The organism is Streptomyces sp. NPDC026575, assembly GCF_055567415.1.
The window spans coordinates 100,163-115,185 of sequence record NZ_JBVHQM010000010.1 but is presented as its reverse complement, the minus strand read 5'-3'; the positions used below and the strand labels follow the sequence as shown (position 1 = coordinate 115,185).

General features: G+C 73.8%; 15 protein-coding genes. 7 read left to right on the top strand and 8 right to left on the bottom strand.

Annotated features, from left to right (window positions below):
- Positions 1-3: 3 nt before the first annotated feature.
- Positions 4-1,926, bottom strand: coding sequence for an ATP-binding protein (locus ACZ4NB_RS15995; protein ID WP_467661888.1), 1,923 nt, complete (start codon positions 1,924-1,926; stop codon positions 4-6).
- On the bottom strand, positions 1,926-2,729 hold the full coding sequence (locus ACZ4NB_RS15990) for a response regulator transcription factor (protein ID WP_467661886.1): 804 nt from the start codon (positions 2,727-2,729) through the stop codon (positions 1,926-1,928). The genes ACZ4NB_RS15995 and ACZ4NB_RS15990 overlap by 1 nt, the downstream gene beginning before the upstream one ends.
- 480 nt (positions 2,730-3,209) lie before the next feature.
- Here ACZ4NB_RS15990 and ACZ4NB_RS15985 point away from each other — a divergent pair, with 480 nt between their 5' ends.
- Positions 3,210-3,884, top strand: a complete 675-nt coding sequence (locus ACZ4NB_RS15985; RefSeq protein WP_467661884.1) for a DUF998 domain-containing protein — start codon at positions 3,210-3,212, stop codon at positions 3,882-3,884.
- Positions 3,885-3,984: 100 nt separating this feature from the next.
- The gene (locus tag ACZ4NB_RS15980; RefSeq protein ID WP_467661882.1) at positions 3,985-4,446 is read left to right on the top strand and encodes a hypothetical protein; all 462 of its coding nucleotides are present in this window, start codon (positions 3,985-3,987) and stop codon (positions 4,444-4,446) included.
- Between the two features lie 165 nt (positions 4,447-4,611).
- On the opposite strand, the gene ACZ4NB_RS15975 is transcribed toward ACZ4NB_RS15980, so the two are convergent.
- From ACZ4NB_RS15975 to ACZ4NB_RS15965, 3 genes are all read right to left on the bottom strand, one after another.
- On the bottom strand, positions 4,612-6,372 hold the full coding sequence (locus tag ACZ4NB_RS15975; RefSeq protein ID WP_467661880.1) for a PTS transporter subunit EIIC: 1,761 nt from the start codon (positions 6,370-6,372) through the stop codon (positions 4,612-4,614).
- A 214-nt stretch (positions 6,373-6,586) separates the two neighbouring features.
- Positions 6,587-7,528 carry an N-acetylmuramic acid 6-phosphate etherase gene (gene murQ, locus ACZ4NB_RS15970; RefSeq protein WP_467661878.1) on the bottom strand — a complete coding sequence of 314 codons (942 nt, stop codon included), beginning with the start codon at positions 7,526-7,528 and terminating at the stop codon, positions 6,587-6,589.
- A gap of 43 nt (positions 7,529-7,571) precedes the next feature.
- Positions 7,572-8,522 carry a MurR/RpiR family transcriptional regulator gene (locus tag ACZ4NB_RS15965; protein ID WP_467661876.1) on the bottom strand — a complete coding sequence of 317 codons (951 nt, stop codon included), beginning with the start codon at positions 8,520-8,522 and terminating at the stop codon, positions 7,572-7,574.
- 141 nt (positions 8,523-8,663) lie between these two features.
- Between ACZ4NB_RS15965 and ACZ4NB_RS15960 the strand changes: the two genes are divergently transcribed.
- The 3 genes from ACZ4NB_RS15960 to ACZ4NB_RS15950 all read left to right on the top strand — a co-directional run bounded on the left by ACZ4NB_RS15960 (position 8,664) and on the right by ACZ4NB_RS15950 (position 10,116).
- A complete protein-coding gene (locus tag ACZ4NB_RS15960) occupies positions 8,664-9,026 on the top strand; it encodes a hypothetical protein (RefSeq protein WP_384425021.1) in 363 nt (120 codons plus the stop codon).
- Positions 9,027-9,077: 51 nt separating this feature from the next.
- Positions 9,078-9,353, top strand: coding sequence for a DUF4031 domain-containing protein (locus ACZ4NB_RS15955; protein WP_467661874.1), 276 nt, complete (start codon positions 9,078-9,080; stop codon positions 9,351-9,353).
- A 217-nt stretch (positions 9,354-9,570) separates the two neighbouring features.
- A complete protein-coding gene (locus ACZ4NB_RS15950) occupies positions 9,571-10,116 on the top strand; it encodes a pyridoxamine 5'-phosphate oxidase family protein (RefSeq protein WP_467661872.1) in 546 nt (181 codons plus the stop codon).
- Between the two features lie 186 nt (positions 10,117-10,302).
- Here ACZ4NB_RS15950 and ACZ4NB_RS15945 read toward each other — a convergent pair whose 3' ends face one another.
- Together ACZ4NB_RS15945 and ACZ4NB_RS15940 are read right to left on the bottom strand one after the other, a co-directional pair.
- Positions 10,303-11,556 (bottom strand): Cmx/CmrA family chloramphenicol efflux MFS transporter, encoded by a 1,254-nt coding sequence (locus ACZ4NB_RS15945; RefSeq protein ID WP_467661870.1) that lies wholly within the window; start codon positions 11,554-11,556, stop codon positions 10,303-10,305.
- A gap of 66 nt (positions 11,557-11,622) precedes the next feature.
- Positions 11,623-12,324, bottom strand: a complete 702-nt coding sequence (locus tag ACZ4NB_RS15940) for an HD domain-containing protein (RefSeq protein ID WP_467661869.1) — start codon at positions 12,322-12,324, stop codon at positions 11,623-11,625.
- 127 nt (positions 12,325-12,451) lie between these two features.
- Between ACZ4NB_RS15940 and ACZ4NB_RS15935 the strand changes: the two genes are divergently transcribed.
- Complete coding sequence (locus ACZ4NB_RS15935; protein ID WP_467661867.1) at positions 12,452-13,180, top strand: copper homeostasis protein CutC; 729 nt, start codon at positions 12,452-12,454, stop codon at positions 13,178-13,180.
- Positions 13,181-13,193: 13 nt separating this feature from the next.
- Here ACZ4NB_RS15935 and ACZ4NB_RS15930 read toward each other — a convergent pair whose 3' ends face one another.
- Positions 13,194-14,426 (bottom strand): MFS transporter, encoded by a 1,233-nt coding sequence (locus tag ACZ4NB_RS15930; RefSeq protein WP_467661865.1) that lies wholly within the window; start codon positions 14,424-14,426, stop codon positions 13,194-13,196.
- 186 nt (positions 14,427-14,612) lie between these two features.
- On the opposite strand from ACZ4NB_RS15930, the gene ACZ4NB_RS15925 reads away from it, so the two are divergent.
- Positions 14,613-14,984, top strand: a complete 372-nt coding sequence (locus ACZ4NB_RS15925; protein WP_467661863.1) for an ArsR/SmtB family transcription factor — start codon at positions 14,613-14,615, stop codon at positions 14,982-14,984.
- Positions 14,985-15,023: the final 39 nt, after the last annotated feature.

Sequence of the window (15,023 nt, the reverse complement as noted above, 5' to 3'; positions counted from 1 at the left end):
GGCTCAGGCTTTGGGAGGCGGTACGGGGGCCGGCGCGGATTCCGGAACGCGGCCTGGCACGGGGTCCGGCGCGGATTCCGGAACGCGGCCTGGCACGGAGGCCGGCGCGGACTGCCGTACGGGCTCGGGCGCGAGCCCCCTCCCGTCCGGGCCCTCGCTCAACCAGGTGCGGCGCAGCGGCAGTTGCAGGGTGCGGGTGTCGGCCTCCACGTCGACGGGCCTCGGCAGCCGCACCTCGAACCGGGCGCCGGGCCCCGTAGGCCGCCCCATGACCTCCACGGTGCCGCGGTGCAGGGCGATCTGCTGTGCCACCAGGGTCAGTCCCAGCCCCGAACCGGGGCTGCCCGTACGCCGGTGGAACCGCTGGAAGACCTGTCGGCGCTCCTCCGGCGCGATGCCCGGACCCTCGTCGTCCACGGTGAGCACGGCGACCGGTTCCGCCGGCGGGCCGCCCGGCCGCAGCACCACCTCGACCCGTGCCGCCGCACCCGGCCGGCTCCCGTGGACCACCGCGTTGCGCAGCAGGTTCTCGACCGCCATCCGCAACCCCGGCTCCCAGGCGCTCAACCTCAGCCCGGGGGCGAGGCGCAGCGTCAGCCGGGCACCGGGATGGTGCCGCTCCACCTCGTCCACCGCCACCGCGACCAGTTCGGACAGGTCCACCGGCCCGAAGGCGTCGGCCTGTACCAGGTCGCCCTGGGCGAGCGCCCGGAGCGCGATCAGCGTGCTCATGAGCCGCTGCTGTCCGGCGTGCAGGTCGGCCAGGACCTCCGCGCGGTCGGCCGGGTCGAGGTCGGGGTGGTCGGCGAGGACGTCCAGGTTGGTCTGCATGCCCATCAGCGGGGTGCGCAGTTCGTGTGAGGCGGTCGCGGAGAAGGCCCGCGCGGTGGCCAGCGCCTCCTGGGTCCGCGCGGCCTGCTCGTCGTACCGGGCCAGGACGGTCTGCAGGGTGCGGGACAGGTCGTCCACCTCGGTGATCCGCGACGGGGTGTGCTCCAGGCGGGCCGTACTGGTGCCGGGGTCCAGGCCGCCGGCGCGGTGCTGGAGCCGGCGCAGCGGCCGGGTGGCGCGTTCGGCGATGGCCCAGGAGAGCAGCCCGGTCAGCGGTGCGGTGATCAGCGCCACCACGAGGATGCGCTGCTGTACGGCGTCGATCTCGGTGGTCCCGGCCGACCCGCGGGAGAACACCCACAGCACGCCGCGCGGGCCGGACCGTGCGCCGGCGCCGCTCACCTGGACCGACAGCGCGCGCCAGGCGTGCCCGTGGGCCCGTACGGTCACCGGGTGCTCGGCTGCGGCGGCCGGCAGCCGTACGCCGGCGTCCGGCCGGGGGCCGGCCTCGGCCACCACCCGGTACGGGGGCCGCACGGCCGTGGCGGCCTGTCCGCCCTGGGCCGCGCCCTGCCCGCGCGCGGTGGCGGTGGTGTCCGGGCTGTGGCTCTTCCCGCGGCGGTCCTTCCCGCGGCCGTTCCCGGAGGTCGCCGATCCGGGCGTGGTCGAGCCGGACGTGGTCGGTCCGGGCGTGGTCGAGCCGGACGTGGCCGACCCGTCCCCGGCCGATCTGTCCGTTGTCGACCCGTCCGCCGTCGACGGGTCCACTGCCGATCCGTCCTCCGCCGATTCGTCCGCCGTCGATCCGTCCGCCGCCGATCCGTTCCTGGCCGTGAGGAGCCGCACCCCGACGTCGAGGCCCGCGTCGAGCAGCCGCCGTTCCTGGTTCGCCGCCTGCCGCGGTCGGCCGCTCTGCTCGGTCCGCAGCAGCCCCCTGGCCATCGGCAGCAGCACCGCGGCCCGTTCCCGCAGATGGGCGTCCTGCTCGGCGTGCACGTCATGGCTGACCAGGCGCAGCAGCAGCGCCCCCGAGCCCAGGACCAGCAGGGGCATGGCGATGCCCATGGCCAGGGCGATCCGAGTGGAGAGCCTCATCACGCGGTCTCCGATGCGGATGTGGATGGGGATGGGGGTGTGGGTGTGGATGGGGATGCGGGTGTGGACGCGGACCCGGGCGTGGATGCGGACGCCGATCCGGCTGCGCCTCCGGAGGCCCGCAGCACGAAGCCGACCCCGCGGACCGTGTGCACCAGGCGCGGGCGGCCCCCGGCCTCCGTCTTGCGGCGCAGATAGCTGACGAAGGTGTCGACGGCGTCCGTACGTACGTCGAAGTCGTAGCCCCACACCCGGTCCAGAAGCTGGTCGCGGGTGAGCACCACCCCCGCGTTGCGGGCCAGCACCTCCAGCAGTTCGAACTCCCGCCGGGTGAGCCGGACCTCCACGCCCCCGTACGTCACCGCGCGCGCGGCCGTGTCCAGGACCAGGTCACCGACCTGCACCGCGTCCCTGCCGGCGGCGGGGCGGCGGCGCAGCAGGGCCTGCAACCGGAGCACCAGCTCCTTGAGCGCGAACGGCTTGACGAGGTAGTCGTCGGCCCCGGCCTGCAGGCCCGCGACCCGATCCGCCAGCTCGTCCAGCGCGGACAGCATCAGCACCGGCACCTCGTCCCCGTTGGCCCGCAGCGTGCGGCAGACGTCGGTGCCGCTGAGCCCCGGCAGTGACACGTCCAGGACCACCACGTCCGGGGGGCGCTCCGCCAGCTCCGCGAGGGCGGTCGGACCGTCCTCGGCGAGCGCGACGGCGAAGCCGTTCAGCCGCAGACCGCGCCCGAGGGATCGCAGGATCATCGCGTCGTCGTCGACGACCAGGACTCGGTCGAGGCGCTTGGCCGCGCACATTCCAGGCTCCGCTCTCGTCTCATCGGGCGGCTCAGCCCGTTCGATCGGGTGATGACGGGTGGTGACGGGTGGTGATCGGGCGGCCGAACCGCTTCGTCCGGTGGCTCAACCACTTGACCGGGCGGCCGAACCGCTTCGTCGGGTGGCTCATGACCGGGCGGCCGAACCGCTTCGTCGGTGGCTCAGCCGCTCGCCCCGCAGTTGTTGCAGCACCATCGGCCGTCCGGCCCCTGGATCACCGGACCACCGCAGTGTGTGCAGTTCACTGTCGACGCCGTTCTGGTCCGCTGCCCCAACCACCGGCGGCACGCCGTGCAAGGTAGCCGCACCAGGAAGGTAAGCGGCAATCTTGTGGGTTCTCTGTGGCGCTCCCGAGGCAAACCTCCGTCCCGGACGCGGGCGCGCGCACCACTCCGGTGGGGGCTCCCGAACGCGCGCGAGCTGCCGTGATTACCTGGTGTGGTGACTCCACTGCGAACGGTGGCGACGCTGGAAGTCGCCCACGAGGCGCGTCCGGCCCGGCGGGCGGCGCGCGTGAGCGCCCTGCCGTTCGCCGTGTCGGCCGTGCTCTACAACGGCTGGCTCCTGGAGTTCCTGCTGCCGACCGGGCTGGACCCGCGCCACTCGTACGTCAGCGAGCTGTACGCCGCCGACCAGCCCTTCCGCCCGCTCTTCGCCGGCATCGAGAGCCTCTGCGCCGTACTCCTCGTCCTGGGGGCGCTGCTGGCGTACGGCTTCGCGCAGGACGGCTGGGCGCGGTGCGGCTGGCTGGCGCTCCTCGGCTTCGGGCTGTCGTCCGTCGCCGATGTCCTGCTGCCGATGCGCTGCGCGCCCTCGGTGGAACCGGCCTGCGCGGCCGTACACCCCAGTCACACCCTCACCAGCGCACTGGCCCACTTCTTCGTGTTCGCCTCCATGGCGCTGCTCAGCCGGGCCGCCGGGACCGCACGGCCCCGCCTGAACCTGGTCCGCCGTTGGGGCCCGCGCGTCCTGGCGCTGGCCCTGCCGACCGCGGTGTGCACGGTCGGGCCGCTCTTCGGCCGGCCCGGTTGGCACGGCGTCTCGCAGCGGGCGCATCTGGTGCTGGTGGGGGTGTGGTTCGCGGTGCTGGCCGCGGAGCTGGCCAGGCCGTCCCGGCGGCCGTCAATCGTGTGACGGCGCGTCACTCGCGGCGGGCACAGGCGGGCGTGGCCGCGCCGCGGGATTGACCGAAGCGGGCGTTGCCCGGCGGGGAGCGGCGTACGCTGCTGCGACGATGACCGAGTTTGTCGAAGAAGTCCGTTCCCGTGTTGTGCGGCTGCTGAGGATGGCCAACACCACGGACGACCGGCTGCGCAAGCAGATCGTCGCCTATGCCGACGCCACGCCCGAGCCGCCGATCATGGGGTCGCTGGGAATCGGTACCACCGGCTGCCCGCTGTGCCGGCGGACCATGTGGCAGCAGCGGGACAGCGAAGGCCCGGTCTGGGTCTGCGCGTTCTGCGGCCACGTCGAGACCGTGTCGGTGCACTGTCCCCACTGCGAGGTGGCGATGCGGCCGCCGGCCCGTGGCTGGACGGACCGCTGGTCGTGCCCCGAGTGCCCCCGCGTCGCGACGGCGGGCGAGAGCGCCCAGGAGATCGAATCCCGCGAACGGGGACGCCAGCGGACACTCGGCCTGCTCGATCACGCCTTGACCGTGCGTGAGACCGAAAGCGAGGCGGGGGCCGGCGGCTGAGGCCGAGCCGACCGCTCGGGGGGGCGACCCGGGCTTCGGGGCGGAGGGGTCTCAGGTCCCTGACGGGGCCTCAGGCGCGGGGAGGGCTCCCCGGCCCCTGACGTGGCTTCAGAGGTGGAGAGGGCTCCCCGGCCCTTGACGTGGCCTCAGGCGCGGAGGCGACTCTCAGACCCCTGACGTGGCCTCAGAGGCGGAGACGGCGCTCAGGTCCCCCGCCCCGGCCGGGTCGCCCGCGTCCCGCTCCGAGTTCAGGTCCGTCCGCAGCTGCCTGCTGAAGCCGAAGAAGTAGGTGGCGAGGAAGCCGGTGGCATAGCCGACGGCGAGGCCCAGGGCATAGATGACGACGGTGGTGCCGAGGCCCTGGTTGCCCTTGACCAGGGGGAACAGTGCCCAGCCGGAGGGACCGATGGCCGTGGCGCCGACCGTGTCGCCGAGTTGGTGGAACAGGCCGATGAAGCCGCCGCCGAACGCCCCGCCGATGCCCGCCGTGATGAAGGGGCGGCCCAAGGGCAGGGAGACGCCGTAGATCAGCGGCTCGCCGACGCCCAGGAAGCCCGCGGGGAGGGCGGACTTGATGGTCGTGCGGATCGAGCGGTTGCCGGGGAGGCGGAGGTATACGGCGAGGGCGGCGCCGACCTGGCCCGCGCCGGCCATGGCGAGGATCGGCAGCAGGACCGTGTAGCCCTGCTGCTGGATGAGCGTGGTGTGCAGGGGGATCAGGGCCTGGTGGAGGCCCAGCATGACGAGGGGGAGGAAGAGGCCGCCGAGGACGAAACCGGCGAGCGCTCCGCCGTGGGCGAGCAGCCAGTTGGCGAAGGTCCCGACGGCGGTGGAGACCTCGCCCGCCGCGTACATCAGGCCGAAGAGCGTGACCAGGCCGGTGATCAGGACCGTAAGGGTGGGGGTGACGAGGACGTCGAGTGCCTCGGGCACCGCCTTGCGGCAGGCCTTCTCCACCTGGACGGCGAGCAGCGCCGCGGCCAGCGCGCCGAGTACGCCGCCCTGGCCCGGGGAGAGGTGCTGGCCGAAGGCGGTGAGGTGCGCGACGCCGGGGAAGACCGTGATGGCGGCGACGGCGCCGCCGAGGACGGGCGTACCGTCGAACTCCTTGGCGGTGTTGAACCCGACGAAGACGGCGATCAGTGACAGGAATCCGGAGGCGATGGCGGCGAGGGCGGGGACGATGGACGGCAGCCAGCCGAGGTTGCCGAGCAGGCCGTTGATGCCGGCGACGATGCCGCAGCCGATGAGTGCCGGGATCAGCGGGACGAAGATGTTCGCGATCCGGCGGAGGAAGAGCTTGACCGGGGTGGCGTTTCTGGCCTTCTGACGGGCCTTGATGGCGGCGCCCTGGGCGGCGAGTTGCTCGGCGTTGATGGTGGCGGTGGCGGTGGCGGTGGCGGCAGCGCCGGTGTCGGTGGCAGTGGCGGTGGCGGTGGGCGAGGCTGCGGTGGGGGGCTGTTGCGGGGCTACTGCTGTATCGGAGTGTGCGGTGGGTGGGTTGGGTGCGGTGGCTGGGTTGGGTGGGGTCTGCTTCGTTGGCTTTGTTGTGGGGGCGTGCTCTCTGGTCGCCTTGGTGGGCGCCTTCTTATTACGGCAACGATTACGGAGAGTGATTGGTTCCTTTCGTGGGGTGGTTTCGTGGGGTGGTGCGGTGGGGGGTGTGCGGGCCTGTTGCACCAGGTGTTCGAGTTCGGGGGTGACGCGGGCGACCGTTCCGGGGCCCAGGACGATTTGGTAGGTGTCGTCCTCGACCACACCCAGGACGGCCGGTAGTGCCTTGAGGGCGTCGTCCTGGACTCGTGAGCGGTCCTGGATGCCGAGTCGGAGCCGGGTCATGCAGTGGGCGATGGAGGTGAGGTTCTCGGCGCCGCCGACGAGGGGGAGGATCGCGGCGGCGGTGGCGCGGTGCTTGTGGTCGGGCATGTGGGTGCCTTGCTGTGGGTGCCTTGCCGTGGGTGCCTTGCTGTGGGGGGAGGCGTACGCCGACACCGGGCGCTGTGCGGGTGCACCGGGTGTGGGGTGCGCTGGGTGTTGGGGGCGCTGGGTGTTGGGGGAGCGCCGGTGTGTGGGGGTGGTGTGGTCGGCGGGGGTGGGGGAGGGGTACGTGGGGTGGTTCGGGGGGTGAGGCCGTCCGGGGTCAGTGGTCGCGGGCTGCTTCGAGGGCTGCGCGGAGGTGGCCGCCGGAGGCGTCGAGGAGGCGGGCGGCGGTGGGGCCGTCGACGCCGCCGAGGAGGGTGAGGACGGCGTTCTTCACCTCGCCGCCGGTGCTGCTGAGCGCCGTCTCGATCTCCGGGTCCGTGGCGCCGGTGGCGAGTGCGACGATGCGCCGCGAGCGGGCCCGCAGTTTGTCGTTGGAGGCGCGGACGTCGACCATCAGATTCCCGTAGGTCTTGCCGAGCCGGATCATGGTGATGGTCGAGAGCATGTTGAGCACGAGCTTCTGTGCGGTGCCCGCCTTGAGGCGGGTGGAGCCGGTCAGCAGCTCGGGGCCGACCACTATTTCGATGCCGTGCTCGGCGGCCGCGGCCAGCGCCGAACCGGCGTTGCAGGACAGCCCGATGGTCAGTGCGCCGAGGGCGCGGGCGTGCTCGACGGCGCCGATCGCGTACGGGGTGCGGCCGGAGGCCGAGATGCCGACGACGGTGTCGAGCTCGGTCAGGCCGGCCGCGGTCAGGTCCTCGACCGCGAGTTTCTCGCTGTCCTCGGCGCCCTCGACGGCGGTGAGCAGCGCGGACGGGCCGCCCGCGATAAGGCCGAGGACCTCGGAGGGGTCGGTGTTGAAAGTCGGGGGGCACTCGCTGGCGTCCAGCACCCCGAGGCGGCCGGCCGTGCCGGCGCCGGCGTAGATCAGGCGGCCGCCGCGGGCCATCCGGGCGGCCGTGGCGTCGATCGCGGCGGCGATCTCGGGGAGGTGCGCGGCGACGGCGGCGGGGACGGTGGCGTCCTCGTCGTTCATCGCGCGGGCGATGTCGAGGGTGGGTCGGCGGTCGATGTCGGCCAGGTCGGGGCGGAACGCCTCGGTGGTCAGGGTGTCGAGCTGGGCCCGCAGGTCGGTGTGGTGGTCGGCGGTGGAGGTCATGGGCTGACGGCTCTTTCCAGCGGCGGCGGACGGCGGGCGGGGGTCAGTGCCGGTTGTTGCGGGGGGAGTGGCGGTGGGCCAGGGCCTCGTAGGACGCGGAGAGGGCGGGCGCCGCGGTCTCGTAGGTGCGCTGGGCGACTCCTATGAACAGGCAGTCCACGACGAGCAGTTGGCTGGTCCTGGAGGACATCGCGGCGGGGCGGAGTTCGCTTTCGCGGGCCGTGGAGGTGGTCAGGATGTGGTCGGCGTAGGCGGCGATCTCGCCGTCGGGGCGGCCGGTGACGGCGATGGTCGTGGCGCCGTGGTCGAACGCGACGCGGAGGGGCTCTATGACGTCGGTGGTGCGGCCGGAGTGGGTGATGGCGACGGCGACGTCGCCGGTGCGCATCTGCACGGCGTTGGTCACGGCGAGGTGCGGGTCGGCGTGGGCGTGCGCGATCAGGCCGATGCGCAGGAGCTTTTGGGCGAGGTCCTGGCCGACGAGGTTGGAGGCGCCGATGCCGTAGACGTCGATGCGGCGGGCGGCGCAGAGGGCGGCGACGGCGGCTTCGAGCTGGGTGACGTCCAGTCCGGCCGCGGTGTCGGCCAGGCACTGCTGCTCTTCCTGTGCCAGCTTGGCGACGACGTCGACGAGGGAGTCGTCGACCGCTATGTCGGCGGTCACGGCGGGTGCGCCGCCGGCGGCCTGCTGCGCGGCGAGCGCGGCGAGCGCGAGGCGCAGGTCGCGGTAGCCCGGGTAGCCCAGCAGCCGGGAGGTCCGTACGACGGTGGCCTCGCTGGTGCCGGTGCGTTCGGCCAGGCCGGTGACGGTGAGTGCGGCGCAGCCGGCCGGGTCGCTCGCGACGGTCTCGGCGACGCGCTGCATGGAGCGGGTCATCGTCGGGGCGAGCGTGCGGACCTTGGCGGCGAGCGCCGCGGGGGCGGGTGGGGTCGGGGCAGGCCGGGTCTCGGCCGGCGCTTCCTTGAAAGATTCCTTCTTGAAAGTTTCCTTCACGCTGCTGCTCACCCTTGAAAAGTAATTTCATCCGCCCGTCGCGTCAATACCCTCCGTGAGGGCTGTGGACAGCGGGCACGGCCCGCGGGGGGCTGTGGACAACGCCGGGCGCCGGCTCGTGCTCGGGAGACAATGGGGGGCATGGAGCTGGAACAGGCATTGCACGCCGCGCGGGCGCTGGTGCTCGCCGACCTGATGGCGGACGAGGTGGCCGACGCCGACATCGTCTCGCTCGTGGAGGACGCGGTCGTTCACCGCCGGTGGTGGGTGGAGCAATGGCCTGAAGGCGCGGAATTCGTCGCGGGACTGATAGCGCAGGACGTCCAGGACGCCCTCCTGGAGCGGTACGGCCGGTGGCCGCTGTGCCCCGTGTGCACGGAGTCGGGCGATCCCCATGCCCTCGATGTCGAACCGGAGTTGGGGCCGGACCCGCACTGGGTCTGCCCCAAGACGGCGGTCGCGGTGGCCCGGGTGGGCCGGCTGCGCGCCCAGGCGGAAGGCTGAGGTGGCTGCCCGTGCGCGGGACTGACGGCGCGATCCGGCCGGAGGGCTGACGTGGCGGTCTATATCGACCGGCCCATCTGGCCGGGGCACGGCCGTATGTGGTCGCATCTGGTCAGCGACGAGTCCTTCGACGAGCTGCACGCCTTCGCCGCGCGCCTCGGTGTGCCCCGGCGGGCGTTCGAGCGTGATCACTACGACCTGCCGGCGGAGCGCTATGACGACGCGGTGCGGGCCGGTGCGGTCCAGGTCGGCAGCAAGGAGCTGCTGCGCCGGCTGACGGCCGCGGGCCTGCGCCGGCCCAAGCACCGGCCGCCGCCGCAGCCCTAAGCCGTCCGTGCCGGGCCCGGCACCCCTGTCGGGCCCGTTACCCCTGCCGAGCCCGGCGCCCGCACCGGTACGGCCACACCCGCACGGCCCGCACCCGTACGGCCCGCTGCGGTGCGTCGCAGCGGCGGCCGGATGTCGCCTCCCCGCACGATGGGCCCTGGCCGTGCGCCGCGCCGAGCGCACCGCACCGACAGCGGCGTACCGAGAGGGGACAGCGATGTCAGTCAGCGCACCGCGCAGAGAACCGGTCACCGAGCTCGATCCCGCCTACAGCAGTCAGGGCGCCGAGGCGACCGCATGGTCCGCGGCCGTCGGCGGTATGTCCGAGGCGGAGATCTTCTGGCTCGCGACCGTCCGCCCCGACGGCCGCCCCCATGTCACCCCGCTGCTCGCCGTCTGGGCGGACGACGCCCTGCACTTCACCACCGGCCCCGGTGAACGCAAGGCCAAGAACCTCGCGGCCAACCCGCACTGCGCGCTGACCACCTCCACCGCCGGCGGGAACGACCTGCATGTGGGCCTCGATGTGGTCGTCGAGGGCGAGGTGGAGCGGGTCGAGGACGAGTCGAGGCTGCGCCGCCTGGCCGAGCTGTACGTCGGGAAGTACGGCGCCGACTGGCAGTTCGAGGTCCGCGACGGAGGGTTCGACCACCGGGGCGGCCGGGCGGTCGTCTTCCGTGTCGAGCCCCGCCGGGCCTTCGGCTTCGGGCGGGGGGAGTCGGAGTTCAGCCAGACGCGGTGGACGTTCGACGGTGAAGGGTGAACGAAGGGGCCCGGGGTCAACGAAGGGGCCCGGGGTCAACGAAGGGGCCCGGGGTTGGCGGAAGGGGCCCGGGGGCGAGTGAAGCGGTGCTGATCCGGCCGGGCGGGGGCCATGGGGGCGCCCCCGCCCGGACCGCGTCGGTGCCGTTCGCCCGGCTCGGGCCGGCGCGCTTCGCCCGGGCCCGGATCAGCGCTGTTCGGCGGTCTCCGGCTGGGAGGAAGCCGTCTTCGGCGATCCGGCGACGAGCCGGGAGCGGCTGGTGGAGCGGTGCAGGCGGAAGGCGAGGCCGGTGGTGACGACGGCCACCGCCGCCAGCGCCGCGCCGGTCCAGGCCACGGACGGGTAGCCCCAGTGCGCGCTGATGGCCAGGCCGCCGAGCCAGGGGCCGAGGGTGTTGCCGATGTTGAACGCGGCGGTGGTGGTCGCGCCGGCCAGCGTCGGCGCGGCGTTGGCCACGTTGAACATCCGGGCGTTGAGGGCCGGGGCCGTGGTGAACGCGGTCACCCCGAGCATCAGGGAGAGCGCGACGGCGGCGAACGGGCTGTGCGCGGTCAGCGCCAGGACGGCCAGTACGACGGTCGAGGCGGAGATGCCGCCGAAGAGGGTGCCGAACAGATGCGCGTCGGCTATCCGGCCGCCGATGAACGTACCGATCAGCGCACCGACGCCGAAGAGCGCGAGGACCGTGGGCACCCAGCTCTCGGCGAGGCCGGCGGTGTCGGTCAGCAGCGGCGAGAGGTAGGAGAAGAGGGCGAAGACCGCGGCGCCGTTCATGGCCGTGGCGATCAGCGCCAGCCATACCTGCTTGTCCTTGTAGATGGTCAGCTCGCGGCGCAGCTGGGGGCGGTCGTCGCCGGTGGGTACGGCCGTCCGCGGCACCAGCGCCACCACGCCGACCAGGCCGATCGCGGCGAGTGCGGCCACCGCCCAGAACGCGGCGCGCCAGCCGGCGTGCTGGCCCAGGAGCGCGCCGGCCGGGACGCCGGCGATGTTGGCGATGCTCAGGCCGCCGACCATCACGGCCATCGCGCGGGCCCGCGAGGTCACCGGCACCAGCGATACGGCGACGGCCGCGCCGACCGCCCAGAAGCCGGCGCAGGCCAGGGCGCTGACGACGCGCGAGGCGAAGAGGATTCCGTAGGAGGGCGCCAGCGCGCCGGCCACCTGGCCGAGGCCGAAGACCGCCAGCAGCGCGATCAGCGTCGTACGGCGGGGCAGGCGGAGCGTGGCCGCGGCGAGCACCGGGGCGCCGACCACCATGCCGATCGCGAAGGCGGAGACCAGCAGTCCGGCCTGCGGGATGGAGACCCCCAGGTCGCGGGCGAGCGGCTGGAGGATGCCGGAGAGCATGAACTCGGAGGTGCCGAGCGCGAAGACGGAGAGGCCGAGGACGTAGACGGCGACGGGCAGGCGGGTGCGGTCGGATGGCGGTGCTGGCATGTCAGCTACTAACGCGGGTAGGACGGCGGGCATTCCCGGCCATGGTGGCGGGAAGTGAGAGGTCGCTCACCCGCCGCCCAGGAGGTCCAGCTCGGTGGCCAGGTTGCGGCGCGCCAGGTGCTCGAAGCGGTCGTAGCCCTGCGGGGTGCGGAACAGGCGGGGCAGGGCGAGGAGTTGGCGCAGTACGGCGGCGCGCCCGGCGGCGAAGTCGGGGTCGGGGACGAAGCCGTATTCGGCGCGGACCGCAGCGGCGTAGGCCGCGTACGCGTCGGGCGGGCCGCCGAGCACCGCGAGGTCGGCGTCGCACAGCACCTCGCCGTCGGGGTCGTCGGGTGCCGGGTCGTGGGTGGTGGTCAGCCGCACCAGGCGGGCGACCTCCGCGGTGCGGGCGGCGCCGATGCCCAGCTCGGGCAGTGCGCGTTCGGCGAGGGCGGCGCTGCGCTCCTCGTTCTCGGAGCGGTCCGGCCGGTAGACCGCGTCGTGGAACCACGCCGCCAGCTGGACGACGGGCAGATCGTCGGCGTGTCCGGCCAGTTCGTCGATGCGCTGGAGGACCGCGGCCAGGTGCTCGACGGTGTGGTAGCGGCGCTGCGGCTCGCTCCACCGGGCGAGGAGGTGGTCCGCGTACGGTCCGGGGTCCGGGGCCGGTGGGTCGTGGGGCGCCGCGGACTTCCGGCCGTCGCGGGCGGCGGCGACGGTGGCGGCCCAGCGCCGTCGCAGCTCCTCCAGCAGGGCGGTGGTGTCGGCCGTACGGGGCACGGAGGTCATGGCAATCATTGTGCCGGAGCGCCGGTCAGGCCGTACGCTGGGATATTGGACTAGACCTGTTGTCGGATGTGGGCTTCCCCGGCGCCGGGCCCCGCCCGCCGCGCCGTCTTCGAAGGAATGGGGTCATATGAGCAAGCGCGCGCTCCTGGAGGTGATCGCCCTCGGGCCCGAGGACGCGGTCGCCGCCCAGGCCGGCGGTGCCGACCGGCTGGAACTCGTCGCCGACATGGCGGCCGACGGGCTCACGCCCTCCCTGGCCACCTTCGCGGCGGTCCGGGCGGCCGTCGACATCCCGCTGCGGGTGATGCTGCGGGCCGCCGACGGGTTCGCGGCCGGTGACCTCCAGGCGCTGTGCGAGCGGGCGGCGGCGCTGCGGGCGGAGGGCGCGCGGGAGTTCGTGCTGGGGTTCCTCACGCCGGACGGCCGGGTGGACCTCGATGCGGTGGCGGCGCTGGCCGAGGTCGTCGACGGCTGCCGCTGGACCTTCCACCGGGCCCTCGACCGGGCCGCCGACCGGGACGCGCTGCGCAAGGAGCTGGCGGGCACGGCCGGCGCCGCCGGGCTCGACACGTATCTGACGGCCGGTGACGCCGACGGTGTCGACGCGGGGCTGCCGGTGCTGCTGGCGGAGCAGGCGCGTACGGCGGCGGGCGAGCCCGGGTACGCGCCGCGGATCCTGGTCGGCGGCGGGCTCGGGCTCGGCCATCTGCCGGCGCTGCGCGCGGCCGGTCTGGACGCCTTCCACATCGGGGGCGCCGCCCGGCCCGCCGGGTGGTCCGCGCCGGTGGACGCGGCGGCGGTACGGCGGTGGCGGGAGGCGCTGGACCGGGTGGAGGTGCCGGGCGGCGGGTTGTAGGGGCGGTGCGGCCTCAGGAGGCGGCGCCGGCCTTGAGCGCCTCGGTCGCGGCCCGCGGGCCCTGGCCGTGCTCCGTCCCGTCGGTCCCGTTCGTCCCGCCCGTGCCGTCCGCCGACCGTCGCGCCGTGACGGCCGACAGGGCCAGGACGACCAGGGTCAGCGCCGTCGAGACGAGCGGGAACCAGCGGTTGCCGAGGACTGTGAGGGCGAGGCTGCCGGCGCCGCCCGCGGCGGCGATGCCCAGATAGAGGGCACTGCTGTTGAGGGAGATCAGCAGCGGCGCGTTGGGCGGGTCGAGGGTGGCCAGGCGGTGCGGCAGCGCGACCGCGACGGCCCAGGCGGCGAGCGGGGAGACGGCGGAGTAGAGCAGTGCGCCGGTCATCGTGCCGGAGAGCCAGGGCAGGGCGAGGTAGGCCGCCGCGGCCGCACCGCTGCCGGTGAGCAGCACCGCGCGGGTGCCCAGCCGGTCGACGGCCCGGCCGCCCAGCCAGTTGCCGGCGACCGAGGCGACGCCGGCGACCAGCATGATCAGGCTGAGTCGGCCCGCGTCGCCGCCGGTGGCGGAGCTGACCGCCGCGCCGAGGTAGATGTAGACGAGGTTGACGGCGAGGAAGAACACCAGGGTGGTGGCCGCGGCCCCCAGGACGCGGCGGTCGCGCAGCGGGGCGAGGCGGGTGCGCAGGTCGGGGGCCGCGGTCGGGGCGGGGAGGCCGCGCAGCAGGAGGGCGAGGCCGAGGAACGCCGCGGCGCCCAGGGCGACCACCAGCCACATGGTCAGCCGCCAGTCCGTACGGCCGAGGTAGGTGCCCAGCGGGACGCCGAGCGCGGTGGCCACGGTCATCCCGCCGAGGACGGTGGCCAGCGCGCGGCCGCGGCGCTCCGGCGGTACGAGGGTGGTGGCGACGGCGTTCGCGGTCGGGGTGTAGAGCGCGGCGCCGGCCGCGGCGAGCACCCGGGTGCCGAGCAGGACCGGGTAATTGGGCGCGAGGGCGCTGAACGCGTTGGCGAGGGTGAAGACGGTGAGCGCGGTCAGCAGTACCCGGCGGCGCGGCCACCGGGCGGCGGCGGTCGCGAGGACCGGGGCGAGCACCGCGTAGGACAGCGCGAAGACGGTGACCATCTGGCCGGCCGCGGGGAGGGAGATGTCCAGGTCGTGGGCGACGAGGCCGAGGATGCCGGCGGTCACCATGGTGTCGGTGCCGACGGCGAAGGTGCCGAGGGCGAGCAGAAGCAGACGCAGACGCACGGGTGTCCTTCCCGGTACGGGTGGCGGGGCAGGCGAACGGGTAAGTTTGATGTGCGTCAAACAATAGAGATTGTTTGATGGATGTCAAACAATTTTGGGGTGGGGATCGGGAAATAGAGTGGGCCGGGTGAGGCCGGTGGTGCCGGGCGAGGCCGGGCGAGTGGCGGAAGGAGGCGCAGCGCCGTGGTGAGTGACGTCGATGCGGGTGACGGCGAGGGCACGCTGCTGGAGCAGCCGGAAGCCGCCGACATCCAGCTGGTGAAGGTGCTGCACGCGCTCGGGGACCCGACGCGGCTGCATCTGCTGCGGATCTACGCGAGCGGGAAGCAGTACGACTGCTCGTCGGAGCGGCTGGGGCTCGCGCATCTGCACAAGTCGACCGTCTCGCACCACATGCGGATCATGCGCGAGGCCGGGCTGACCAGCACGCGGGTCGTCGGGCGCAACCGCTATGTGCGGCTGCGCCGGGCCGAACTCGACGCGCGGTTCCCCGGTTTCCTCAAGGGGCTGCTGGCGTCCCTTGAGGGGGAGGAGATCCAGGGCGTGTCACTGCCCTAGCCGGGGTGTTCCTCCCCCCGGTCCGGGGCGCGCCCGAGG